This is a genomic window from Prosthecobacter vanneervenii (assembly GCF_014203095.1).
GTDB classification, from domain to species: domain Bacteria; phylum Verrucomicrobiota; class Verrucomicrobiia; order Verrucomicrobiales; family Verrucomicrobiaceae; genus Prosthecobacter; species Prosthecobacter vanneervenii.
On sequence record NZ_JACHIG010000004.1, the window covers coordinates 390022 to 414765 of the forward strand.

The window sequence follows — 24744 nt, forward strand, 5'->3', positions numbered from 1 at the left end:
GCAGGAGGTTAAGCCCGTTTCCAGGCGAGGATGGATACGGTCAAAATGGCCGGGAGGTACATCAGCGTGCAGAAGAAAAGCTTGCGAGCCGTAGGCCGCTCGGGCTGGCGATTGAAGCGCACGGCCAGTAGGCAGAGCCAGCCGCTGAGCAGCAGAGCAGGAGGAAGGAACCACCAAGGATAGGCCACGCCCGCATAGACAGGGTAGAACATGAGCAGCACGGTGCTGACGGCGTAGGCCAGAGCGTGCTGGGAGGTGCGCTCGCCCATTTCATCGTCGTTGGCCAGCATGACGAAGCCACCTTTGCGGTATTCATCTCGATACATCCAGTTGATGGCCAGGAAGTGAGGGAGCTGCCAGAGGAAGAGCAGGAGGAAGAGGTAGATGGCGCCGGGCTCGATCATGAGCTCCCAGCGGAAATGAGGGAGGGAGCCCGCAGGCAAGGGGCCAGCAGCGCCCGCCCAGCCGATGAGCGGCGGCAGTGCGCCGGAGACCGCGCCCACGAGAGTGTTGGTGGCGCTCTGACGCTTGAGCGGGGTGTAGATGAAGAGGTAAACAGCCAGCGTCATGGCGGTGAGCGCTGCAGCCTCCATGTTCACCCGGATGGTGAGATGAATGAGCGCCCAAGCGCTGAGCAGCCAGCCGATGCCAAAGGCCGCCGAGGGGCTGACGCGACCGGAAGGCAGGGGGCGGTCGGCCGTGCGCTGCATGCGGGAGTCGGGCTCGATCTCCATGAGCTGATTGAACACCGCCGCACCGAAGGCCGCCAGCGTGCTGCCCACGATGGTGTGGAAGAGCAGCCAGAAATCGAAGCCTTTCGGTGCACGGAGCCAGAACCCCACCAGCGTGGTGACGATGACGAGCGCGCTCAGGCGGAACTTCGTCAGGGTCAGGAGGTCGCGGGTGGTCATGGCAGTTAGCGGAAGAACTTCTTGGCCTTCTCAAAGAAGCTTTCTTCCATGGGGGAGGTCTGCTCGCCGAGGGATTTGGCAAAATCTTCGAGTTTTTCGCGCTGTTCGGCATTGAGCTTGGTGGGCACGGCGATCTGCACGTGGACGTAGAGGTCGCCGTGGCGGTCTTCGCCGAGGATTTTCATGCCCTTGCTGCGGAGGCGGAAGGTGGTGCCGTTCTGGGTGCCGGAGGGCACTTTGACGGAGGCCTTGCCCTCCATGGTGGGGACAGTGATCTCACCGCCGAGGGCAGCGACGCCGAAGGAAAGCGGGATGTCGCAGTGGAGGTCATTGCCTTCACGCTCGAAGATCTCATGCGGCTTGATCTGGATGGCGATGTAGAGGTCGCCAGCAGGGCCGTTTTTGACGCCGAGGTCGCCGTTGCCCGTGGAGCGGAGACGGGAGCCGTCTTCGATGCCAGCAGGAACTTTGACGCGGACCTTGGTGCGCTCTTTGGAGCGGCCGGTACCGTGGCAGTTGCGGCAGGGGTCGCTGATGACTTCGCCGCTGCCGCTGCAGTCCGGGCAGGTCTGCTGGATCTGGAAGAAGCCGCGGGAGCTGATGACCTGGCCGACACCGCCGCAGGTGCGGCAGGTCTTTTTGCCGCCACCGCCGCTGGCGGAGCCGGAACCGGAGCAGGTTTTGCAAGAGGCGCTGCGCTCGTACTCGATCTCGCGCTCCATGCCGTGAGCTGCTTCCTCAAGGGTAATCTCCATGCCGTAGCGGAGGTCGCTGCCACGCTGGGGGCCGTCGCGACGACGGCCACCGCCGCCGCCACCACCGCCGAAGAACTGCTCAAAGATGCCGCCACCGCCGCCGCTGAAGACCTCGCGGAAGATGTCGAAGGGATCGTGGAAGCCACCGCCCCCACCGGCACCCGGGCCGCCCATGCCACCGGCAAAGGCGGCGTGGCCGTAGCGGTCATAGGCTGCGCGTTTCTGCTCGTCGCTGAGCACGTCGTAGGCCTCTCCCACTTCCTTGAACTTGGCCTCGGCGGTCTTGTCGTCGGGGTTTTTGTCGGGGTGGTACTTCACCGCGAGCTTGCGGTAGGCTTTTTTCAGCTCATCAGCCGGGACGTCGCGGGAGACGCCAAGGACTTCGTAGTAATCGCGTTTGTCGGCCATAGCAGGAGGGAAGGAGGTTACGCCTGAGCAGGGCCACTGGAAACGATGACGCTGGCTGCGCGGAGGAGGCGGTCCTTGAGCTTGTAGCCGCGGCGGGTGACACGGATGATGGTGCCTTCAGCGGCCTGGGCACTGGCCTCCTGGGCCACGGCCTCGTGGAGATTGGGATCGAATGCCTTGCCGAGGGATTCGATTTCCTGGACCCCGCTGTCGCGCAGGAAGTCCTGAAGCTGGCGGTTGACCATGTTCATGCCCATGAAGATCATGGATTTTTCGGATTCTGCGCGGGCAGCCTCCAGACCCATGTCGAAATTGTCGAGGATGGGGAAGAGGGCGCGGAGGAGTTCGCCATTGGCGTAGGCGCGGGTTTCCTGGGCCTCGCGGGCGGAGCGTTTGCGGAAGTTATCCAGCTCTGCCTGGCTGCGGTAGGCCATGTCCTTCCAGCGCTCGACCTCCTGGGTGAGTGCTGTGATGGGATCCTGAGGAGCGGCCTGTTCCGCTTCCTGCGCAGGGGCGGCAGCTTCGGCGGCGGGGATTTCTTCAGCAGGGAATTGCTGGGTCGTGTCGGGACTCGGCTCGGTCATAGGGGATTTCGCGGTTTTTTGGGGGGCCGCGACTATGCCGTCTTCTGGATGGCAATCAAGGTGATGTCGTCATGGGAGCGGCGGCCTTTGAGGAAATGCTCCAGATCCATGATGATGCCGCCGATGACCGCCTTGGGGCCGTGGGGGGCGTGTTTGGCCAGCTCCTCTTCGACTCGTTCTTCGCCAAACTCGACGCCTTTGGGGTCCATGGCCTCGTTGACGCCGTCGGTGTAAAGCAGGAGACAGTCTCCTGGCTCCATGTCGAAGCTGGCGTCCTTGGTCACACGTTCAAAGACGGCCCCTTTGTCGATGCCGACGCCGAGGCCGGGCGGGTGGATGGACTCCACCTTGCCGGTGGCCTTGCGCCAGAGCAGGGCGGCATTGTGGCCGGCGCGGGACAGAGTGAGCGTGGAACCGTTCTGCTCCATGACCACGTAGGACATGGTGATGAACATGTCCTCACGGATGTCCGGGGCGATCTGGCGGTTGACGGCTGCGAGGACGCTGCTGGGGGAGGTTGAGCCCTGGGATTTGGCGCGCATGAGCGTGCGGCACATCACAGTGATCATGGCTGCGCCCAAGCCTTTGCCCGAGACATCGGCGATCACGGCGCCGAAACGGCCGTCCGGCAGCTGCAGGTAGTCAAAGTAGTCGCCACTGAGGGTGCGTGCAGGAATGTTCCGCCCGGCGATGATGAAGCCCGGCACCTGGGGATCTGCGTCTGGAAGGAGGACCTTCTGAATCTGGCTGGCGTTTTGCAGCTCCTGCTGATCCATGCGGTTTTTGGAGGCCTCCTGATGAGACATGGCATTGGCCAGCGCGAAGGCGGACTGCTCGATGAGGGAATTGAAGACTTCGAAGTCGTTGGCGTTGTAGCTGCGGCCATCCTTTGGGGATGTGACGGCGAGAATGCCGAGCCTGCGCATGCCAAAACTCAGCGGGCCGATCATGGCGGTGACACCCTTCTGTGAGGTCACCAGATGCTCGCCGAGGCGCATCTCGGCGCCGAGGTCTGAAAGAAGCTCGGTTTTTTGCTGAACGAAGACGCTGCCAAGCAGCCCGCTTTTCACCGGCTCTGCGTGCATGCGCAGGGTGCTGAGCAGGGTGGCGGGGTTTTCCTTCATCAGCAGGCGCACGCGTTCGGGCAAGGAAATGAGAGGGGCGCAGAAGTCGGAGTAGTGGCGGGGGACGAGCTGCTGGGAGGCTTCATCGAAGAGGTAGAGCGCGCCGCCAGTGCTCTGGGTCACGCGGATGGCTCCCTCGACAATGAGGCGGTACATGGATGCCTGTTGGTCGTCCCGCCAGATGGCTTCGCCGAGATCGTGCAGATAGTGGAACATGCGGCGCTCTTCGGCGACGATGGCCTCCTCCTCGGCGCGCAGCTCCGCGATGGCATGCTTTTGCTGCCGGGCAATCTGCGCCAGCATCACCAGTCCCGCCGTCATCAGCAGCACGATCAGGACAAGTAAAGCGATGGTCATGGTGTCATCAGGCGGCCCGGCTCATTCCGGGGTGCGCCTAGGCGGATGCGGCAGATGTGCCGGCTTCCAGCTCCTTTTCCAAAAACTCGATCACGTCATGGAAGCGGCTTTCATTGGCATCGCTCACCTCGGCCAAGGCCTGATGGGCTGACAGCACGTGCTGGGTCTGGACCTCCTTGCATTCGGCGTTGGATTCATTGCACTGCTGGAGTGCGGTGGAAACTTTTTTACGCTCCGTTTCCCAGAGGGTGCCTTCGCGGTCCAGGTCGAGAATGTGGTCCAAGCCAAGGCTTGTGAGGAGTTGGAGATTGCGCTGGTTGGCATTGACGACGCTGAGGGAGCCGCCGCCTGTTTCGCGCAGATTGAGGGCTGCGCCGGTAAGCATGCCGAGGAAAGTGGAGTCCATCATGGGACAGCGTTCCAGATCGACGACAAGATTTCTCATTCCCTGGGCGACCACGCGCTGGAGAGCTTTTTTAGCCTGCAGGCTGTTCTGGAAGGTGCCCCTTCCGTCCACTCTCATCCAAAATACGCGTCCGATGGTGCCAACAAGTATGTGAGTGGGAGGAGTCATGCGTGGGGGGGTTAGTTCCAGAGCGCGGATTGCTGGCTGACCAGCTCTTCCTTGCCTCGCAGGACGCTGACGCGCCATGCGATTACGCGGCCACTGTTCTGATATTCTGGGCCGATTACCTGGAATTTGGAAACGTTGCTACGCCGAATATCTTCGACGACCTGCTCCTGCACACGCTTGCTTAGGCCTGACTTCGCCTGCTGATACTCGAAACGCACGGTCACGGGGCCGGTGCGGTCATCCGCCTTCCAGAAGAAGGCGTAATAGTGGCCGAAACGGTCCACGATTTCTTTCTTGGTCACAGCACCATAAGTGAAATGCTGGCGCTCGAAGAGGATCGTCTGGTTGGTCGTCTGCGGCGTAAAGAAAGGCATCAGGTGGTAGTATTTCACCTTGGTGATCTTTCCTCCAGGGCCTTCAACGGTGCTGGAACATGCAGAAAGCGCAAAAGCCAAGATGGCAAGGCATCCAAGTCGGAGGCAGAAGGCGCGTTTCTCTGGTGTCATGAGGGATAGGAATATTAATTCTGGACGCTTGATGTCAACGTTCCCCTTCGATTCTTCATTGCGCCAGCACAGAATTCATAAAAGTGACACGGGATCGACATCCCAGGTGACAATGACATCAGCCGGCAGGGACGTGGACTGCAGGACTTGCTGAATGTGGCGGCAGAGGGGGCGGATTTTGGGCGTACGTAACAGAAGCTGAAAGCGATACTGGCCATGCGCCTTGGCCATGGCACAAGGGGCGGGGTCTCCCATCAGCACCTCTTCAGAGAGGCCTTCGAGCAATCTGCGATGAAGGGTTTTCAGGGCAAATTCGGCCATGGCCTGGTGTTTTCCCCGACTGGCGAGGATGACGACGTGTGTATAGGGGGGGTAGTGAAAAGCCCGCCTCTGCTCCAATTCCTGCTGGGCAAACCCTGCGAAATCATTGTGCCTGGAGAATTGTACGGCCGGACTGTGGGGGGCGTACGTCTGCACGACGACCTCTCCTTTGACCTCTCCGCGCCCGGCTCTTCCCGCCACCTGCACCAGCAGCTGGAGTGTGCGCTCGGCTGCGCGAAAGTCCGGCAGATTGAGCGCCAGATCGGCATTCAAAACGCCCACGAGCGTGACGTTGGGGAAATCGAGCCCCTTGGCGATCATCTGAGTGCCGATGAGGAGATCGAGCTTTTGAGCGCGGAAGTCGCGCAGCAGATCGCGGAGCTGGTTTTTGCGCTGGATGGTGTCTGTGTCCACACGTGCGATGCGTGCCTGTGGGAAGACCTCGCGCACGGCGGTCTCGACGCGCTCGGTGCCGAAGCCGGAAAATTTCAGGCCGGGCTCCTGGCAGGAGGGGCACTTGGAAGGAGGCAGCCGCCGTGAGCCGCAGACGTGGCATACGAGGCGGTTTTCGTGCTTGTGCAGCGTCATGGGGATGCTGCAGTCCTGGCACTGCACCGTCTCCCCGCAGGTGATGCAGGAGAGGGAGGTATTGAAGCCGCGACGGTTGAGGAAAAGGATGGTCTGCTCCCGCTTCTCCAGGCGTGCGGTGATGGCGGCGCGCAGTTTTTCGGAGAGGATGCCGGCGTTGACGATGCTGACGCCGGTGCCTTTGCGGCGCTCCATGCGCATGTCCACGATACGGATCAGGGGCAGGGTACGGCCATCGGTGCGTTGCAGCATCTCCAGCAGTTCGTATTTGCCGCTGCCTGCGTTTTCGAAGGATTCGAGGCTGGGCGTGGCGCTGCCGAGAAGGACCACGCATTTCTCAATGCCGCCACGGACTACGGCCACGTCCCGGGCATGGTAGCGCGGTGTCTCATCCTGCTTGAAGGAGGGCTCGTGCTCTTCATCCACGATGATGATGCCCAGACGCTCAAGCGGGGCGAAGATGGCGCTGCGTGCCCCGATCACGATGTCGGCCCGGTCTTCATGGATCTTGAACCACTCGTCGTGGCGCTCCCCATCGCTCAGGTGGCTGTGCAGAACGGCGATACGGTCGCTGCGGTCAGAAAAGCGCGCCTTGAAGCGCTCGATGGTCTGAGGGGTGAGGGCGATCTCCGGCACCAGAACGAGGGCCGTGCCGCCGCGCTCCAGCACACGGGCGATGGCCTGCAGGTATACCTCTGTTTTGCCACTGCCGGTGATGCCGTGGAGGAGGATGGGTTTTGAAGGCTGGGCTGAATCAATGGCGGCCGAGATGCGGTCATAAGCCACCTGCTGCTCGGCGGTGAGTGTGAGTGGCTGGCTGGGGAGGAAGACTTCTTCCTGAAAGGGATCGCGCTCCACGCGCACCTCGCTGCGGGTGATCCAGCCCGCCTTGATGAGGGGCTTGAGGATCGTGGCAGCGCGTGGGACATCCCTGCGGATCTGGCTGAGGGTGGCCTCTCCCTGGCAACTGCGCAGGATCTCAAGGACACGCGCCTGCATGGGGGCCTTGTTCATGAGCTTTTCGAGCTCGGCAGGGGAGGGGTCGCGCAGGAGCTTGAGATGGCTGTCCATCACAAAGCTGCCGGGCTTGTCGCGCACGGCCTGGGGCAGCATGGTGCGGAGCACGGTGTGGACGGAAACGAGGTAGTAGTCCGCGATCCAGCGCGCGAGGCGGAGCAGAGCGGGGGTAAACATGGGCCGCCGGGCCACGATGGAGGAGATCTCCTTGAGCCGGCCACGGTGGGAGGACTCATTCAGCAGCTCAAGCACCACGGCGACCATCTGGCGGTTTTGCAGCGGCACCATGACCCGGGAGCCTACGACCACGCCTTCTGCGAGAGAAGCGGGGATGGTGTAGTCCAGCTCCATGGCGGCGGCGCCCTCAAGCTGCACGCGGGCAATGCGAGTGGTGTCTGGCTGAGGGGTGGCCGGTACAACCGCAGGCAGGCCAAACAGATCGCTCTGTCCGGGGGCTGGGGCGTTGGTCGGCTGTGGGATGGGCATGTGCTGCATCCTAGCCTTCGTGAATCGCAGGCCAAATACGATTCTTCTTTTGAGAAACAAACCTGCCCGTGCGATGGTTTCCACTCAGCAGCACGGAACGAACGGCATGTGGCACTTTCTGACAGAGCACTGGCGCGACGGCGTGGAGATTCTCATCCTCGCCGCGCTGGCGTATCATGGCTATTTGTTCTTCCGCGCTACTCGCGGTGCGCGCATCCTCACCGGGCTGCTGGTGCTGCTGCTGAGCCTGGCGCTGATCTCCCTGCTGCTGGAGCTCTCTGTGATCAGCAGCCTGCTGCAGCGGTTTTCGGTTTTCCTGGCGATCGCGCTGGTGATCATCTTCCAGCCGGAGCTGCGCCGTGTGCTGGCTGAGCTGGGGAGCAGCCGTATTTTTTCCTTCAACCGCCCGGACCCCGAGGCGCTGGATGTGCTGATGGAGGCCATGCAGCAGCTCTCTTCCCGCCGGTGCGGGGCGTTGTTTGCGCTGAAGCGCGGGATTGATCTGAAGCCCTATGTCGAGTCCGGCGTGGAGCTGGATTCGGTCATTTCACCCGAGCTGATCACGACGATCTTTCATCCCAAGACGGCGCTGCATGACGGAGGTGCGATTATTGACCAAGGGCGTATCTCGGCTGCAGGCTGTGTTTTCCCGGTGAGCCAGCGTGAGATCCAGGACCGCGCCATCGGGCTGCGGCATCGTGCAGGCATGGGCATCTCCGAGGAGACGGATGCCATCGCGCTGGTGGTTTCTGAGGAGACGGGGGCTCTTTCTCTCTGCTTCCAAGGAAAGCTGGAGCACGATCTGGAACCGGATGAGCTGCGCCGGCGGATCAATGAAATTCTCTCGGATGGCGGCGCTGGCGCCCATCCAGAATCAGCCACGGAGGGCAGTCATGAACTGGGGGCACCAACTTAAAGAACTCATCACCCGCAACTGGCGGGAAAAGATCATCTCCCTGGTGCTGGCGTTTTTGTTCTGGTTTATGATCAAAGCGCAGGATGCCCGGCAGGCACTGCCGTATACGATGCCGGCGCCACGGATTCCGCAGCCCACCTCCATCGCGCCGCCGCAGCTCACACCAGTGATCCCTCCTCCTACGCAGGCTCCGCCACAGCTGGAGGCTACGCTGCCGCCGGCCAGCGCCGCCGCGCCTGCTGCCAAGACCGGGGAAGCCATCAAGGGTGCCGCCGGGCTTTGACACTCAGGGAGTCCTGAGCTAGAAGCGCCGTCCTATGTCTGAAAAGCGTCAGTTCTTCGGCACCGACGGCGTACGTGCCGTGGCCAATCGTCATCCAATGACCCCCGAGTTTGTCATGCGCCTCGCGCAGGCTGCAGCCGTCGTGCTGGGAGGCAAAGGCGAGGGCGGCGAACGTCCGAAAGCCGTGGTGGGCCGTGATACGCGTGCCTCTGGAGAGATGCTGGAGTCAGCGATCGCCGCCGGGCTGAACTCCGCCGGAGTGGACGTGATTTTGGCCGGCCAGCTGCCGACTCCGGCGGTGGCGATGCTGAGCGAGCAGCTCGGAGCCAATTTTGGCATCATCGTTTCTGCCTCCCACAATCCTTTTACGGATAACGGCGTGAAATTCGTCCACGGAAATGGGCGCAAGCTGAACGACAAGACAGAGTCTGCGATTGAGCGTCTGGTGCTGGGCACGGAAGACACGCCACGTCCTGAGGGGCGTGGGATCGGTCGAATTACAAAGCTGGCGGATGGTGTGGACCGCTATGTGGCGCATGCAGTTTCCTCGATGGGCGGTGTGCGCCTGGACGGGATGCGCGTGGCGCTGGACAACGCGCATGGCGCCTCCTCCTTTACCAGCGCGCTGGCGCTGGAGCAGCTGGGTGCAGATGTGCAGGTCTTCCATTCCGAGCCGGACGGTTTCAACATCAATGAGGAGTGCGGCTGCACGCATTCTGAAGAGATCGAGCGCATCGTGCGCCAGTGCCAGGCGGAGGCGGGGATCGCGCATGATGGTGATGCCGACCGCGGGGCGCTGTGCGACGAGCTGGCCATCGCGCTGGATGGCGATGAGCTCATGGCCATCGCCGCCGAGTCCATGCTGCGCAAAGGCACTCTGAAGCATAACACGCTGGCCGTGACGGTGATGAGCAACTACGGGCTGGATGATCTCGTGTCCCGCCTTGGCGGTCGCGTGATCCGCACCGGAGTAGGCGACCGGTACGTGCTGGAAGAAATGCATGCACGTGGGTTGAACTTTGGCGGCGAGCAGAGCGGGCACATCATCTTTGGTGACTGGGCCACCACCGGCGACGGACTGATCTCCGGCCTGCAGGTGCTGCGAATCATGAAGGAAACCGGCGAGCCGCTGAGCGAGCTGCGCAAGTGCCTGAAAAAATTCCCGCAGTGCGCGCGCAACCTGCGCGTGCGTGCCAAGCCGCCGGTGGACCAGCTGGTGGAAGCACAGAAGATCATCAAGGAAACGGAGAAGAAACTCGGTGACTATGGCCGCGTGCTGCTGCGCTACTCCGGCACGGAGTCACTGATCCGCCTGCTGGTGGAAGGACGAGACGTGGAATATCTCGAAGCGCAGGCAGACAAAATCGCGTCCGCAGTGCTGGCGCAGATCGGGTAAACCTTTCAGCGATGAAGAGCCATTTTCATCCGGCATTAGCCCTTGGCGCTTGCATCATCATCGGGTGCGGCGTTGTCACCATGGGTTTTGCCAGGGAGTCAGGCCAGATTGTTGCATTTTTGGCTATCGCCTTTGGCGGGTGGCTGCTCAAGCAGGTCATGGAGAGTGCAAACAAGGAATGAGCGTGAGCCATTATTTCATTACCGGAACTGATACGGACGCAGGCAAGACCTATGTCACCTGCCTGCTGCTGGAGGCGCTGAAGCGTGAAGGCAAGCGGGTGACGGGATTCAAGCCGTTTGTCTGTGGCCAGCGTGATGACGCCATTCATCTGGCCAATGCCGGCAGCGGTGGGCTGACGGTGGACGAGGTGAATCCGGTGTGGTTCAAGGTGCCTGCGGCTCCGTATGCGGCGGCACTGATGGAGAACCGGAGGTTTGAGCTGAACGACGTCATCGAGCGGTTTCAGGAGATCGCGCAACGGCACGAGCATGTGCTGGTGGAGGGTGCGGGAGGCTGGGAGGTGCCGCTGAATGAGTTTTCGACGATGGCGGACTTTGCGCAGCGGCTGGCGCTGCCGGTGATCGTGGTGGTGAACAACAAACTGGGCTGCCTGAACCACACGATCTTAACTGTGCGCAACATCCAGGCCCGGGGCATGACCTGCGCCGGGGTGATCCTGAACTATGTGCAGGAGGAACGCGACGCGGCGAGCATCAGCAACCGGATGGTGCTGGAGCATTTTCTTGATGTGCCGGTGCTGGCGGAAGTGATGCACGGAGAGACGGAGATCGAGTGGCCGCTGTAGGTGTCAGCGGTGAGATTGAAACACAGTTGAGCAGGCGTCCTCTGTGCATAGCTTCCTTCTACATGAAAGCGACCATTGTCGTCCTCTTTTTGTCCGCGCTCAACATGACCGCCAAGTCTCAGGACAAGGCCGCGCTGAACGAGGCAATCTCGGTGTTTAACGAAATTGACGCCCACTTCAAAGATTGGACGCATTACTCCTATGGCGCTGATAATCTCGAAGGAGGGAGATCATACCAGAATCAGGTTTGGAAACACGATAGTGATGCAGGTTTTGTGAAAGTGGAGATGCTCAACGTCAACGAGCACGGCGAGACCAAGGTACAGTACTATTTGAAGGGCGACCGCTTGTTCTTCACGCTGGACCGCTCGGAAACGACGCTGACGATGCCCAATGCGCCGACGGATGTCGTGGAGAAGCGCTGCTACTTTGCAAACAATCAGCTCATTCGGCAGTTGGAAAAAACGGCGCAGTTTCCCGAAGGCGCGCCCATGGACACCAAGGGCTTCAAAAACCGCGAACTGTCCTTGAATGCTGACAAGACTGCCGCTGAAACCTACATGGCCCAGCACGCGCTGGCCGCCTCTGTCATCGAGCGCGCTCGAAAAATCCAGGAAGAGCAGCAGCAGCAGCCAGCGGATGCGCCTGCGGCCTTATCAGCCGCCAGCATGGCGGGTGAAGGCTGGCGGCTGATCGCAGGATCAGTGTCGCGCGATGGCAACTATGCCCTCGCCTGGGGCCTCAAAGGAAAAAAGGAGATCACCGGCGAAGCTGAAGAAGACGGTGCCTTATCAGCCGACCCCGGTGACCCGGATCTTGTAAATTACGTCGTCGATCTTCACACCAAGGCGATCGTGGGTACTCTTCAAGGCAGGCACTTTGGTGACAGACAGCGCTATAACCACATAACCAATGAGACCGAATGGTCGAGTGACTCCATGTATGTCGCCCAGGTGTGCAGTTTCAAGTGGCACACGAGCAGCGCCTTCGTCTATGATCTGCAGAGCGGTAATGCGGTGTCTCGTGGAACTGATCTGATTGCTCCGGCCGCTTCTGCAGCCCTCAAGAAACTGCAAGGCAGCCCCCAGCTAAAAAAGTTCAAGCCTGATGAATTCGCCATCAAATTGAACGAAGTGCGCATCATGCAGCGTGCGTCTGCTTACGTGCTGATGGTGAATGTGCTGGGCGAAGTGCCCAAGAAAGTTGATGATGACGCCTTTTTTAAGTGCACAATCTCCTTCAGTCTGACCTCGGGCGAGAACAACGCTTTGCTAGGGCTCAAATGGTTGAGCACGGAACTGCTCGCGGATTGAGGGCGAGTTTTGTCCCGACCTTCGATTCAAGCTGCCCGAATAGTTTGTCTTGCGACGAACACAACGAGAATGCCGACCAAAATTCCCAGAGCCATGGAGGGCGGGATGTCGCTGGGCCAGTGGGCACCGCAGTAGATACGAGAGTACGCCACGGCTGCCGCCAGCAGGTATGTGATGATGCCTGCGCGGCGATAAAAGGAGGCGATGACCGTGGCCACGGCGAAGAGATTGACGGTGTGGCTGGAGGGGAAGGACTTGCCACGGGTGGCACCGTTGGGCTCGCTGGGTTTGACCACGGGAGGCTGGAAGAGGCGCATGAAGGCGGGGGAGCCGTGGCCGAGATCCCGGATGATGACATCGGACCGGGCATCGCGAGGGCGAACGCGGCCGATGGTTTTTTTGAGCGTGTTGGAGATCACGCCATCGCCCAGGCCGATGGCGATGCCTGCGCACAGCAGCATGGTGCGTGCGCGCCTGCCGCCACGCCATGCCGTGAGCAACGCGGCCACGATGATGAGCGGCAGCCAGGCCTCGATGGCGGAGAGAGCGGGCATGAGCCAGTCGAGCGCCGGATGAGACCAGGCGGAGTTGATCTGATGGAGCAGGCTGAGATCCCAGGAACTCATTGCGGGCGAACGGGTTTCCAAGCTCTCAGATTGTGCCCGAGATAGACGGTGAACTCCATCACCCGCCTGCCCAGCGGAATGCGGATGCTGCCGCGCTTTTCCAGCTTTTCAAAGGCCTCGGTGAATTCGGTGCTTTGCAGCAAAGCCGGATTGGGGCCGGGCTCCAGAATGAGGGCGTCTGAACCGATGCGCTCCTCGGGCCCCGGCCAGATCTCGTACTGAGACTGCACGGTGCCGCTGGGCTCCCAGCGGTAAACGCGTGGGTGGGAAGGCATGTAGAAAGCCATCTCTGCGGCATTGTAGCGATGGCTGAGCGCCATGACGAAGGTGTTCTTTTTGTCAGGCACCTGATCGAGAAACTTCTGCGCCTCGATGCCTGCTTCATTCCAGCCGCGCAGGCTGGCGAGCTTGTCGATTCCCTTCAGGTCTGTGCTGAAAATGATGACGAGGGCGAGATGCACGATGAGTACGAGCGTGCCGCCCACGCGCAGAGACCAGCGCTCCCAGCCGGGATGGGCCTTGAATGGAGAAACGCCGCGCAGCCAGACCGCTGCGAGGATGAAGGCGGGGACGAAGAAGACAGCGGGCCAGTTGGGATTGATGCGCTGACGCAGGGCCAGCAGGGCAAAGCAGGCCAGCCCGGGGACGGCGGCCAGCGCGATGTAGGTGAGCTGGCGGGAGAGATCCTTGCGCAGCTTTACCACCGCGATCATGGCCGCCACCATGGCTGCGAATGTGACCGGGGTGTAGATGAGTGCCTGCAGGCCCACGTTTTCCAGGGTGCGGCTGAGCCAGCCGAGGAAGTCCAGCTTGGCAGCGTCAAAGTGGTGTTTGGTATGCTCAAGGGTGATCCAGCCGTGGCTTTGATTCCAGCGCAGCACGGGGATGATGGAGGACATGCCAAGGAGGATGGCGAGCCACATGCGGGGATTGCGCAGCAGGGCGCGGTCTTCGCGGGAGACGATGCCGAAGAAGATCATGAGGGCCGGGAAGACCAGCATCATCTGCTTGCTCAGGGTGCCCAGACCGATGACCAGGGTGAGTGCGAGCCAGCGGATGTTGCAGGAGGGTTTTTGTGCGGCGAGCCAGAAGAGAAGCAGGCCCAGCGTCCAGCAGAGGAGCAGGGGGGCATCGATGGTGAGCAGCAGGTTCAGGCCGGCATTGGCGATGGTGAGCAACACCAGGACAGCGGTGAGGAAGGCCGTGCGTGCGTCTGTGAGCAGCAGCGCCATGCGGTGGATGATGACCAGCGTGACCGTGCCAAGCAGCAGCGCTGAGAAGCGGATGCCCCATTCCTCATTGCCGGTGAGCCAGCCGATGACGCCCATCATCCAGCCGATCATGGGCGGCTTGCTGTAATAACACCAATCCGGCCTGCGGCCCCAGTCCCAATAGTAGGCCTCGTCCCCGGCGAGGTCGGCTCCATTGACAAAAAGCAGCATGACGCCGACACGCGCGACGAATACGGCGGCCAGCAGCCACCAGAAGCGTTGGGTCCATGTCGGGGAGTCAGATGCGGGAGTCTCAGCCATGCAGGTGCACGATAGCGACGACTGCGTGAGGAGAAAAGGGAATCCAGCGGGGAGAGCTTGTTTCTTGACGATGAGTGAAGAGCTTGCGCCCTGCGGCTGCGCTGGCACCATGACTGCTCGAAATGACGGACCCCACGGCGCAATCTGAAATCGACTGGCTCTACAGCACGCAGCTCTTTGGCATCAAACTGGGGCTGGAAAACGTGCAGCGGCTGCTGCGGGAACTGGGATTGCCCAAGGCGGGGCAGAAATTCATCCATGTGGCGGGGACGAACGGGAAGGGCTCCACCTGCGCCTTCATGCATTCGATTTTAAAGGCGGCAGGGATCAACGCAGGTCTTTTCACCTCGCCGCATTTGATCCATTTTGGGGAGCGGATTCGTGATGCGGAGCGGATGATTACGCCGACAGAAATTGCGGCAGGGGTGAACCGGCTGCGTGAACAAGTGGCAGGCTGGGATCCGCATCCCACCTTCTTTGAGCTGACGCTGGCGCTGGCGCTGGAGTGGTTTGCGCAGCAGGACTGCCCGTGGGTGGTGCTGGAGACGGGGCTGGGCGGGCGGCTGGATGCGACGAATGCCATCACGCCCGAGGTTAGTGTAATCACACCGATCGGCTGGGATCACATGGACATGCTGGGGGACACGCTGGGCAAGATCGCGGCGGAGAAGGCGGGGATCATCAAGCCGGGAGTGCCGGTGGTGACTATGGTGCAGGAACCGGAGGCGATGGAGGTGATCAAGCGCACGGCTGCCGAGCGTAGGGCGGCTTTGACGGTGATCGACGAGCCGTGGGCAGGGGAGACGGGGCTGGCGGGGCCGCACCAGCGGTGGAATGCAGCAATGGCTGTGGCAGCGCTGCGTGCTGAGGGGTTTGATTTGGATGAGGCGGTGATCGCGCGAGGTTTGCGCAAGGTGCAGTGGCCTGCGCGGTTTCAGAAGGTCGGCGGCTGCATCATTGATGGTGCGCACAATCATGATTCAGCCCGTGTGCTGGTGCAGACGTGGCAGGAACAGTTTCCGGAGGAGCGGGCCGAGATCATCTTTGGCGCGGTGGCCGGCAAAGACACGGCTGCGGTGATGAGGGAGCTGGCGCCGATTGCTGGGAGCTGGCGTTTCACAGGCTTTGAGTCGCCGCGTGCGCTGCCGCCGGAGAAGCTGGGTGAAATCTGGGACGGGCTGAGGATGGGTGAACATCCTGTGACAAAGCACGCGGGCATTGCCGATGCTTTGCGTGGAATGAAGCCGGGTGCGCGAGTGCTGATTGCGGGCTCGCTTTATCTGGCGGGCGAGGCGCTGGCGCTGTTGGAGGACAAGGCGGCTGCGTTTGAGAAGAGTGCGCAGTGAGGAGAGGCAGACTGGGGTGGCGCTATTCCTCTGCGGCCACGGCTTTGATCTTGTAGCCGTTTTCGTTTTTCTCGAGCTTCATGAGGCCGCGCTCGGCCACGGCCTCCAGCAGGGCGCTGAAGGTGCTGAAGCCGTAGAAGCGCTCGTCAAACTGGGGCTGGAGGCGGCGGATGGCCTGCTTGACGGGGCCCGCCCAGACGGTGTCGCTGCCACTGCGGCCCAGCATGGCCTCCACGGTCTCCACCACGATCTGGATGGCCTTTTCGGGGTCGCCACCGGCTTTCTTTTCCGGAGAGTGATGCTGTGGTTTGGCAGAGGAGGATGCCTGCTTGGCACGAGCGAGGCGTTTGCGGGTCTTTTCCTCCTCGCGCACGAGGTCGTCGTAAAAGATGAACTCGTCGCAGTTGTCGATGAAGAGGCTGCTGGTGCTCTGTTTTACGCCGACACCGATGACGGTCTTGTTGTTCTCGCGCAGCTTGCTGACGAGAGGGGAGAAATCGGAGTCGCCGCTGACGATGGCGAAGGTGTCCACGTGGGGCTTGGTGTAGCAGAGATCGAGGGCGTCCACGACCATGCGGATGTCTGCGGAGTTTTTGCCGCTTTGGCGGACATGGGGGATCTCGATGAGCTCGAAGGAGGCCTCGTGCATGGCGGCCTTGAAGCTCTTGTAGCGGTCCCAGTCGCAGTAGGCCTTCTTGACGACGGTGCTGCCTTTGAGCAGGAGGCGGTCGAGGACCTTGCTCATGTCAAACTTGTCATACTGCGCATCCTTCACGCCGATGGCCAAGTTTTCAAAGTCGCAGAAAACGGCGATGGTGTGCGTGCGGTCGGGATGAGCTGCCATGATGAGGAATGGTCCGTCCATGCAGGCGGATGGTCAACCAGTGTCTTGTCAACGGTCGCAGCATGTTGCGCAAAGGATTGACACTGGCTGTGCTTTTCCGCTTCGATGCGCGGATGGATTCGAAATGGCAGATTTTTCTTTGTACAGCGGCAGGCATGGCGCTGCTGACCACGGTGGTGCTGCATCTGGCGCTGATACCCTGGCGGCGGAGTGCGGGCTGCCACTGGACGGAGCGTGCGCGGCTGCTCTGGCCTGCGCGGCGGGTGTCTGTGGCGCTCGTGTTTGCCAGCAGTCTGTCGGGCGGCTTTTTGGGAGGGGTGGACTGCGTCAGCGGGCTGGTGAACTCCTACTCCGTGGTGGGACTTGTGTGCGGCTTTCTGGCGGGCACGTTTTTTTTCACGCGCGCGATCGAGCCGCGCTACCGCTTCCTCACCTGGCTGAATGAGACGTTCTGGACGGCGCTGGTGCAGTTTGGCATCTACGGCATCCTGCTCGGGCTGATGTGGTCGATGCCGAACGTTGTCGGACCTGCTGAATGGCTGCGCTTTGCCGTGGGGCTGGTGGGGGTGCTGGTCATCGCCACCGGCGTGTGGCTGCCGCTGCTGAAGCTCTTTCCGCACAAGCGGAAGCCGGAGGAGGATCGGCTGGAGGCCATTGTGAAGGAAGTCGCCGCACAGACGGGGCTGACACCGCGGTGGACTTTTTTCAGCAAGTCGCCCAAGGCCTTTGCTGGTGCGCTGGTGCATCTGCGCAGTCTGGTGCTGACCTCCCGCCTGATGGAGATCCTGAATGACGAGGAGCTGCGTGCTGTGCTGCACCATGAGGTGGCGCATCTGCGAGAGGGGTTTGGGGTGAAGCTCTCGCGCCTGCTGCCCATCGTGGGCATTTCCGCCCTGGCTTTCATGAATCCTGTGGAGCATGTCTATGGCCTGAATGGCATTGTGCTGCTGTTTCTCTGCCCCGTGCTGTGTGCACGTCTTGCACGAGCGATCGCGCGGCGGATGGAGCATCGTGCGGATGATGCCGCCATCCAGGGGGCTGATCCGGTGCAGTATGCGCGTGCGCTGGAAAAGCTTTACGAAGCCAACCAGATGCCCGCCGTGATGCGAAGCAACAGCATGGTGCACCCGCATCTCTATGACCGCATGCTCGCCGCAGGGGTGACGCCTGACTATGCGCGTCCTGAGCGTCCGGGGATCATGGCCTGGCCGGGATGGGTGGTGCTGCTGGCTCCCGTGGCCCTGATGGTCCTGATGCTGACCCAGATACTGACGAAAGCTCCGCACTCATCGAAAGCCCGAGCGGAGCCCAGGCTCGAAAATCATCGGTAAAACGGCCACGCCGTGAGGTTTGGCGTTCCCAGAGACTCCTGCTCGAAGTCGCCTTTGGTGCCGGAGGTTTGCATGGCCTGCAGCTCCGCGTGACAGTCTGCCATGTGTGGATCTTCGAGGAGGCGGCCGAGAATCTGGTGGTCGCGCTGGGTCAGTGGTGTGGCATGGGCGGAAGGCCGCCAGTGCATGTGAATGGACTGCACGGGAACATGGGCGATCTCGCGCAGTCTGCGCAGGATGTCCCAGCCGCTGGGGTCGGTATCGCCGAAATGATAGCGCGGGAGATCTGGCGGAAGTTTTTCCATGAGGAGCCTGACCGCCTGGGTAGGGAAGGAGGTGGCGACGATGAGGGTGGTGCGTTGGGCGTCCGCACGCGCGAGCTGAGGGAAGGTGGTTTTGCGGTTTTCGACTGTGAGGAGGCGCTGGGCGGTGGTGGTGATGTGACTGGCGCCCTCAAGCTCTGCGACAGACAGGGTGGACTCGTAGCGGAGATCGAGCGGCTTGGAGTGATCTGCGAAATGCAGAACCAGCGGGCCGCAGTAGTGCAGGGTGCTGTGGCTCGTCTGGATGCCGATGGCCTCCAGAGGCGTCTCGCGGTCAAAGAGAGCTTCCAGGGCGCGTTCGATAAAGCTCTGCTGGGATTCGAGATGCTTGGAGCTATGACCGAGCTGGGAGCTGGCATCACGGATGAGGGTGCCTGCGGGCCATTCGCGGCTGGTGATTTGAAACAGAAGTGACAGCAGCTCATCCACACGTGCTGGCTCCAGCCAGCGGAATGGTTCGAGCACCCGTGGAATAGTGAAGGCGGCTTCCAACCGCTCGCACAGGGCAGCCCACATCTCTGGCATGAGAGGGTGTGTTTTCGCTGACCATGCTCGCACGACATCCAAAGCCTGCTGTCGTGCCGCAGCACCAGGCTGTGTGCCAAACTGCTCATGCAACCATGCTTCCGAATCCAACGGGACGATGATCTTGTCGATGTAGCGCGGGTTGCGTTTACGGGGGACAAGGCGCAGGTGGGGCGTGCGCTGTGCCTCGCGCAGGGCGGCTTGCTGATCTTCGGCGGAGGTGATGCCGGCGTCTTCGAGGAGCTGGTCCCAGTCGCGGCGGAAGGGCTGCAAGGCGTCTGTCACGCGCCGCTTGCGGGCGGCCATCCAGTCCTTGTGCAGCTGGTCCAGCCATTTCATTCCATCAGTTCTGCAAGACGTGAACCTTCAACGCGGACGACCCAGTTTTCGATGTTTTGGATCTGCTCGCTGGCTTCATCGTAAGTGCGCTCCACGCGGCATTGCACGACGGTGTCGGCGTGCTGGAACATGGTGGGCAGGCGGTCTTCGGGGAAGGCCATGATGAGCTGGAGGCCGAAGTTGCGAGCGAGCGCGAGGCAGTCGTCGATGCGGTCGCCGCTGAGCTTGCTGAAGGCTTCGTCCATGACGACGAGGCCGAGATTCTGCGGATCATCGCGGCGGCCGAGATCATATACACGGCGGAAGGCGGCGAGGGTGGCCACAAAGAAGGGGGCCTGGTTTTCGCCACCGCTTTGCTTCTTGGCGCTCTTGTTCAGGCTGATGGCGGCGGCATCTCCACGACCGGCGGGCTTGGCCTCGATGTCCCAGTGGTGGTAGTAGCGGTAGTCCAGGGCACGCTGGTGGCGCTTGTCCTCGGGATTGTCGGCGGCGTCAATGGCGGCCATCAGCTCGTTCTTGGCGCGCTCGATGTCCTCACGTCCAGCGGCGTTGAAGAGCTCCATCTCGGAACCGCTGGGCAGGCCTTTTTCCACGAGCGTCCAGATGGCGGTGTGGGCCTTGTCGGCACGGCTGGTGAGCTGGTAGCGCCAGCCGCCGATCTCGTGGTCCATGGCACGGTTCAGCTCACGCTTGGTGCGGTCGGCTTCGCTGAGCTTTTCGCGCAGGACGTCGAGCACCTGGTGCTGCAGGCGGTCTTCCCACTCGCGCTTGGCTTCGAGGGCGGCGGTTTTGAAACGCTCCAGCTCGTGAGTTTCCAAATCTTCGCGGCGCTTGTCGTAGGCGTCGTTGTCCTCGGCCTCGGCATCAAGTGCGTCGCTCAGGTCGGCATGGGCGGCCACGAGTTCGCGGCGCTGTTCATCGCGCTGACGGCGTGCCTCATGGGCGTGTGTTTCGAGCTGCACGGAGAGTGCGGCGGCCATTTCGATGGACTTGCGCCAGGAGGTGGATTTCTGGCGCTGGGCATTGATGCGTGCGGCGATGTCGTCGTCTGAAATGCCGCGCACCAGCGTGCGCGAAGCCTGGCGGGCGATGCGGGCCTGCTCCTCCTGGAAGATGTCTTCGTTGATGGATTCTTCGAGGCGTGCCTTGGCCAGCTCGAACGCGGTGATGGCGGACTTGAGGCTGCCGATGCGCTCGTGAATACCCTCCAGCGAAGCGTTTTCCACGCGGAGGTTTTCCATGGCCTTCACGTTGTCCGGCGTGGCCAGGAGATCCCAGGTCGCCTGAAGTTCACCGAGTTCTTTGCGCAGCTTGGGAAGAAGGGGAACTTCGTCTGCGCCGTCCGGCACGGTGAAGCGGTCCAGGTGCCACTCTGCGCCGCGATTGAGGAAGGCGCGGAGGTCATCACGATCACGACGCACCTCCTCGATGACGGCATCCGTTTCGCGCAGTTCGTTTTCACGGATGTCGCGCAGGCGGCGCAGGCCTTCTTCACCGAGTGTGAGTTCTTTTTCAGGTGTGAGCTTGAGGCGGCGTGGCGGGTCTTTGAGCCAGCCGTCGAGAGACAAAGCGCGCTCATGTTTGTCGAGCTGTGCGGCCTTGTTTACGGCCACGATGCCACCGAGAAGCTGATCGAGCACTTTGCCCGCGAGTTCATGCTGCGTCTCCAGCATCTCGCGCAGTGAGCCTTTCTCCACCTTGGCGCTGATCTTGGCGGCTTCGTCGGGGTGGATCAGCGGCTCGTTTGCCACGGGTGCCTGCTGAGCCTGATCCCAGGCAGCGCGGAAGTCTTCGGGAATGACGGCGCGGCGATTGTGGCCCAGCACCGTTTCCAGCAGCGGCCACCATTTCTCTGCGGCGGGTTTGACCTCCACCACACGACCGAGCACCACGGCCTTTTGTCCGCGTGCGAGCAGGGCATTCAGCAGAGGCGAGGGTGCGGACTGCCCCTCGCGGAGCTGCGTCAGGTCCTTGTGCAGCGCGCTTTTGCGAATCTCATGTTCGGCCAGACGGGCCTCAACAGGGCGTAGCTGCTCCATCGCTTCATCCCGCAGGCGGATGTAGGCGTGGGAGGAATCGCGTGCGGCGGCAAGGGCTTTGCTTTCATCCTTGCTCTGCATGCCGGAGATTGCGGCGGAGGCACCGGAGATGTCCTGAAGACCGAGGCGGGAGGCGTGCAGCGTCCAGTCCTGCCAGTGGCGCTGGTGGGTGCGGATCTGCTCGTGCAGAGTGGCAGCGGCGGTTTCCAGGCGGCTGATCTCTTTGGTCAGGTCGCGGCGGCGGCGGTCGTTTTCCTCCATTCGCGCCGCTTTGTCGCCGAGGGCGGCGCGTGCGGCCTCCACGGAGCGGCGCAGGCGGTCGCGCTCTTCCAGGGTGTTTTCGTGAACCTTGCGATTGTCCTCGTACTCGGCCTGTTTTTCCTCCAGTTCAGCACGGCTGCGCTGGAGGTTTTCCAGGGCCTCCTCATGCTTCAAGGCGTCGCTGAGGTGGCTGTAGAGAGCGGATTCGCGCTTGGAGCTGACCCAGTCCTGATGGTGTTTGGAGATGCCTTTGAGGCGCTCGAGCTGGTCGTACATTTTCTCCAGACGCTCCTGGGCACGGCGGTGGGCATCCACGCTGGCTTTGACGGCTTTCACATCCGGCATGCCGGGTTCGAGAAGGAACTCGCGCACGAATTTTTCGAAATTACTCTCCGGCTCAAAGGCCATGGCGCGGGGCAGGGTCTTGCCCATCTGCTCCGGGTCAAAGCCCAGGTGGCTGCGCAGCGCCATTTCCTCCAGATAGGCTTTCTGGCGGTCCCATACGTCGCCGTCCAGCTCGCGCTTCACCCGGGTGCGGAACTCGTCTTCAGGCAGAAATTTCAGCGCCTGGGGTCCGGCTTCGCTGTCCAGGAAATCCTGCCATGCCAGCCTGCGTCCGGCGCGGAACCAGATGGTGGAGGGTTTTGCTGTGGGGCTTTCGTATTCGATGCGTGCGCCGTAGGTTTCGCGGCGCGGCTCTTCCTCGCCAGGCTGCAGCGGCCAGGTAAACTCCAGGCCAGCCAGCGTCACGCTGCTGGGGCGCAGGTAGCGCTCATTACCATCGCGGCCGGTGGTGTTGGTGTCGCAGAGGCAGTAGCCGCGCAGGCTGCGTCCGCTGCCTGCACCTGCGGCGGCTTTGTTGAACTTGCTCTGCTGCTCCCCCAACATGACGAACTGGATGAGGTCCAGCAGCGCGCTTTTGCCGCTGCCATTGGCACCGGTGATCAGGGAAAGGCCGGAGACATCGATGATCTGGCGGTAGCCGTACCAGTTCACCGCGAGGATGCGGCTGAGAGTGATGCGCGACTGGCTCATGCAGCGGGCACCTCCTCAGCAACAGTGGTGGCGCCATCTTTTGGCGGCTGAAATGTTTCGGCGCGGGCCTGCCATGCGGCGATGTCGTCAAAAGGAATCACCCGCGCGAGGCTGGGCAGGATCTCGATCTGCATCTCCCCGGCTTGCGTCATGCCTTCGGGTTTGAGCGTGCGCACGAGGCGGTGCCTGCGCAGACGCACGAGGCAGGACTCGATCTGGGATTTTTCCGGGGTGGCGACCTTGTCGAAATACACCTTCAGCGCGGCCCAGAGCTGATCCACCGTCACAATGACGGCCTCCTGGCTTCCGGTGCTGATTTCGTCATCGTACAAGCGCCAGAGCGCGAGAAGCACCAGTGTCTCGTCCTTGTCGAAACGGCCCAGCAGCAGGCAGGATTCGGTGCGAGGTCTGGCCTGCAGCAGCGAATGGTCTTCATCGACAATCAGTTCCAGCGCCAGAGGGGAGAGGTAATCCTCGATGTGCGTGCGGTAATGGTCGCGGGCAAGGAGGTACAGCTCGCGACCGCTGCCCTCGTCTCCCAGCAACACGCCACGCCCCAGCAGCTCCGCCAGCACCTCGCGCAACGCGGCGCGGTCAGCATCTGGCACATCGCTCCAGAAGAAGCGTGGCCAGAGAGGATCTGAGGTGGATGTGGACATGCGGGGGGGGCGGATGATGGAGGAGCTTAAACGTTTGCTCAACCTTCTCTTGTGATGGCAAACCGCTCTACGCGGTGCCCGGCATGCGTGTCGTGTTCCAAGATATGCGGCTCCAGGCCGTTGCGGCGGCGGAGACCGTCCACGCTCCAGCGGACGCGTTTGCCAGCCAGGGCGGGGGCGTGCTCGTAGGCCACCACAGCGAGGAGGTCGAGAAGGTCGTCCGTGGTTTCGAGGTGGATTTCTTCGGTGCTGGTGCTGCTCTTTTTGGTGGGAAGTAGCTTGGCGACGAGGCGCGCGGCACGCTGGGGCGTGAGGGCGAGGCGCTGGCGCTCCTTCCAGGCGGCGAGGACATCGTCTGCGCTTTGTTTGGAGGTGCTGCTTTGGCCGAAGGTGAGATCGACGGGAGCTTTGGTGCGGCGTGGTTTGTAGAGGGACTCGGTGCCGAAGAAGAAGCGTGTCTCGATGCAGCGCGGGGTGAAGTCCGCAGGCTGGCCGCCGAGCTCTGAGAAACGGCCCCCGGCCTGAGCGGAGTTGATGGCGTCGCAGTAGGCCTTGATGATCTCCGGGCGGCGGCCGCGCAGCTCGGTCTGGTAGCGGTAGCGCTGCTGGCTGAGGCGGTTGAAGGCGGCCATGCGCAGATCGATGGCTTCAGCGCGGCGCTTGAGGCCACCGAGATCGCGGTCCAGCCGTGTCAGCAGAGACAAGGCAAGGTCGTAGGACTCGCTGCTCTCGTAGCCGTAGTGCTCGCGCAGGCCTTCGGCGAGGCGTTCGCGCATGAGCGGGTCATCGTGACGCTCGGCGATGGTGCTGCGGGCTTTCTCAATGCGCATGAGCAGGCCGCCGCGGCGGAGGGCATCGTAGCAGACCATGTGCTGGCCCTGGCCGAACTCCTCATAAAGCAGGCTCAGGGTATCTGCGGCGGTGGCCGTCTGCCTTTGGCGCTGCTCAAAGCTGGTGACGATTTTTTCCACGGCATGCAGCTGCTCGATGGCGCGCTGTAGACGCTGGGAGAGATCGGTGATGGTGGAGCGGAGCTGGTCTGGCTGCTGCAGAGTGGGATCGAGCACGCCACGCTCCTCCAGCGTCTGGCACAGGCCGCGCAGGGTATCGGCAAAGGTCTTCAGCTCCGCCACGCGGTCTTCAGCGAGATCACGCAGCATGCGCAGCAGAGGGCGCAGGCCGGGGGTGATGACAGCCCAGCGCTCGTGCAGGCCCAGGGTCTGATCCTCCAGCCAACCGGCGGCAATGAGGCGATTGAAAAACTGGCTGGCGCGCTGGCGGGCGTCGCGCATTGCAGCGCCCTCATCCTCAGCCAGGAGGGAGAGAGGGTGGCGGGCGATGACTTCGCGGATGATTTCGTTGGTTTCGCGCTGGGAGAGCCTGCCCGCCTCACCTGCTTCCTCGATCAGTCGATCGGCGCAGTCCACGTAAACCGGCGCAGAGGGGCGGGCGAGGGGGCGGAAAAAATCCGCCGAGACGCTGCGGCTGAGTCGGGTGCTGAGAGATTCGGCAATCATCTGCGGCCCACCATGCGGAG

The 24744-nt window shown here is 62.1% G+C and carries 22 protein-coding genes; 8 read left to right on the forward strand and 14 right to left on the reverse strand.

What is annotated here, in order from left to right; translation table 11 throughout:
• Nucleotides 1-8: 8 nt before the first annotated feature.
• The 7 genes from cyoE to priA form a co-directional block, all read right to left on the reverse strand.
• Nucleotides 9-911, reverse strand: coding sequence for a heme o synthase (gene cyoE, locus HNQ65_RS11745; protein WP_184339716.1), 903 nt, complete (start codon nucleotides 909-911; stop codon nucleotides 9-11).
• A 5-nt stretch (nucleotides 912-916) separates the two neighbouring features.
• On the reverse strand, nucleotides 917-2074 hold the full coding sequence (dnaJ, locus tag HNQ65_RS11750; RefSeq protein WP_184339717.1) for a molecular chaperone DnaJ: 1158 nt from the start codon (nucleotides 2072-2074) through the stop codon (nucleotides 917-919).
• 17 nt (nucleotides 2075-2091) lie between these two features.
• Entirely contained in the window at nucleotides 2092-2658 is a 567-nt protein-coding gene (gene grpE, locus HNQ65_RS11755) for a nucleotide exchange factor GrpE (RefSeq protein ID WP_184339718.1), read from the reverse strand.
• Nucleotides 2659-2690: 32 nt separating this feature from the next.
• Nucleotides 2691-4139, reverse strand: a complete 1449-nt coding sequence (locus HNQ65_RS11760; RefSeq protein ID WP_184339719.1) for a GAF domain-containing SpoIIE family protein phosphatase — start codon at nucleotides 4137-4139, stop codon at nucleotides 2691-2693.
• Nucleotides 4140-4176: 37 nt separating this feature from the next.
• Entirely contained in the window at nucleotides 4177-4713 is a 537-nt protein-coding gene (locus HNQ65_RS11765) for an STAS domain-containing protein (protein ID WP_184339720.1), read from the reverse strand.
• 11 nt (nucleotides 4714-4724) lie between these two features.
• Nucleotides 4725-5168 (reverse strand): hypothetical protein, encoded by a 444-nt coding sequence (locus HNQ65_RS11770; protein WP_184339721.1) that lies wholly within the window; start codon nucleotides 5166-5168, stop codon nucleotides 4725-4727.
• A 126-nt stretch (nucleotides 5169-5294) separates the two neighbouring features.
• Entirely contained in the window at nucleotides 5295-7631 is a 2337-nt protein-coding gene (priA, locus tag HNQ65_RS11775) for a replication restart helicase PriA (RefSeq protein WP_246438151.1), read from the reverse strand.
• A gap of 73 nt (nucleotides 7632-7704) precedes the next feature.
• On the opposite strand from priA, the gene cdaA reads away from it, so the two are divergent.
• From cdaA to HNQ65_RS11805, 6 genes are all read left to right on the forward strand, one after another.
• Nucleotides 7705-8547: a diadenylate cyclase CdaA gene (cdaA, locus tag HNQ65_RS11780; RefSeq protein WP_184339723.1), complete on the forward strand. Its 843-nt coding sequence runs from the start codon at nucleotides 7705-7707 to the stop codon at nucleotides 8545-8547.
• Entirely contained in the window at nucleotides 8525-8830 is a 306-nt protein-coding gene (locus tag HNQ65_RS11785) for a hypothetical protein (RefSeq protein WP_184339724.1), read from the forward strand. Before cdaA ends, HNQ65_RS11785 begins: the two co-directional genes overlap by 23 nt.
• Nucleotides 8831-8864: 34 nt before the next feature.
• A complete protein-coding gene (gene glmM, locus HNQ65_RS11790; RefSeq protein WP_184339725.1) occupies nucleotides 8865-10226 on the forward strand; it encodes a phosphoglucosamine mutase in 1362 nt (453 codons plus the stop codon).
• A gap of 11 nt (nucleotides 10227-10237) precedes the next feature.
• Entirely contained in the window at nucleotides 10238-10408 is a 171-nt protein-coding gene (locus HNQ65_RS11795) for a hypothetical protein (RefSeq protein ID WP_184339726.1), read from the forward strand.
• Complete coding sequence (bioD, locus tag HNQ65_RS11800; RefSeq protein WP_184339727.1) at nucleotides 10405-11034, forward strand: dethiobiotin synthase; 630 nt, start codon at nucleotides 10405-10407, stop codon at nucleotides 11032-11034. Before HNQ65_RS11795 ends, bioD begins: the two co-directional genes overlap by 4 nt.
• Nucleotides 11035-11096: 62 nt before the next feature.
• The gene (locus tag HNQ65_RS11805; RefSeq protein ID WP_184339728.1) at nucleotides 11097-12347 is read left to right on the forward strand and encodes a hypothetical protein; all 1251 of its coding nucleotides are present in this window, start codon (nucleotides 11097-11099) and stop codon (nucleotides 12345-12347) included.
• Nucleotides 12348-12373: 26 nt separating this feature from the next.
• Here the strand turns inward: HNQ65_RS11805 and HNQ65_RS11810 are convergent, their stop codons facing one another.
• Nucleotides 12374-12973: a phosphatase PAP2 family protein gene (locus HNQ65_RS11810; RefSeq protein WP_184339729.1), complete on the reverse strand. Its 600-nt coding sequence runs from the start codon at nucleotides 12971-12973 to the stop codon at nucleotides 12374-12376.
• A complete protein-coding gene (locus HNQ65_RS11815; protein ID WP_184339730.1) occupies nucleotides 12970-14505 on the reverse strand; it encodes an ArnT family glycosyltransferase in 1536 nt (511 codons plus the stop codon). Before HNQ65_RS11815 ends, HNQ65_RS11810 begins: the two co-directional genes overlap by 4 nt.
• Nucleotides 14506-14627: 122 nt before the next feature.
• Here HNQ65_RS11815 and HNQ65_RS11820 point away from each other — a divergent pair, with 122 nt between their 5' ends.
• Entirely contained in the window at nucleotides 14628-15851 is a 1224-nt protein-coding gene (locus HNQ65_RS11820; RefSeq protein WP_184339731.1) for a bifunctional folylpolyglutamate synthase/dihydrofolate synthase, read from the forward strand.
• 22 nt (nucleotides 15852-15873) lie between these two features.
• Here HNQ65_RS11820 and HNQ65_RS11825 read toward each other — a convergent pair whose 3' ends face one another.
• A complete protein-coding gene (locus tag HNQ65_RS11825) occupies nucleotides 15874-16695 on the reverse strand; it encodes an NYN domain-containing protein (RefSeq protein ID WP_184339732.1) in 822 nt (273 codons plus the stop codon).
• A 155-nt stretch (nucleotides 16696-16850) separates the two neighbouring features.
• Here HNQ65_RS11825 and HNQ65_RS11830 point away from each other — a divergent pair, with 155 nt between their 5' ends.
• Nucleotides 16851-18026: a M48 family metalloprotease gene (locus tag HNQ65_RS11830; protein ID WP_221306137.1), complete on the forward strand. Its 1176-nt coding sequence runs from the start codon at nucleotides 16851-16853 to the stop codon at nucleotides 18024-18026.
• Here the strand turns inward: HNQ65_RS11830 and HNQ65_RS11835 are convergent.
• The 4 genes from HNQ65_RS11835 to HNQ65_RS11850 are packed head-to-tail and all read right to left on the reverse strand — an operon-like array spanning nucleotide 18017 to nucleotide 24724.
• The gene (locus HNQ65_RS11835; RefSeq protein ID WP_184339734.1) at nucleotides 18017-19213 is read right to left on the reverse strand and encodes a Wadjet anti-phage system protein JetD domain-containing protein; all 1197 of its coding nucleotides are present in this window, start codon (nucleotides 19211-19213) and stop codon (nucleotides 18017-18019) included. The two genes, HNQ65_RS11830 and HNQ65_RS11835, sit on opposite strands and share 10 nt — an antisense overlap.
• Nucleotides 19210-22548: an SbcC/MukB-like Walker B domain-containing protein gene (locus HNQ65_RS11840; RefSeq protein WP_184339735.1), complete on the reverse strand. Its 3339-nt coding sequence runs from the start codon at nucleotides 22546-22548 to the stop codon at nucleotides 19210-19212. The genes HNQ65_RS11835 and HNQ65_RS11840 overlap by 4 nt, the downstream gene beginning before the upstream one ends.
• Nucleotides 22545-23207 carry a DUF4194 domain-containing protein gene (locus HNQ65_RS11845; RefSeq protein ID WP_184339736.1) on the reverse strand — a complete coding sequence of 221 codons (663 nt, stop codon included), beginning with the start codon at nucleotides 23205-23207 and terminating at the stop codon, nucleotides 22545-22547. The genes HNQ65_RS11840 and HNQ65_RS11845 overlap by 4 nt, the downstream gene beginning before the upstream one ends.
• 38 nt (nucleotides 23208-23245) lie before the next feature.
• A complete protein-coding gene (locus HNQ65_RS11850) occupies nucleotides 23246-24724 on the reverse strand; it encodes a Wadjet anti-phage system protein JetA family protein (RefSeq protein WP_184339737.1) in 1479 nt (492 codons plus the stop codon).
• Between the last annotated feature and the right edge of the window lie 20 nt (nucleotides 24725-24744).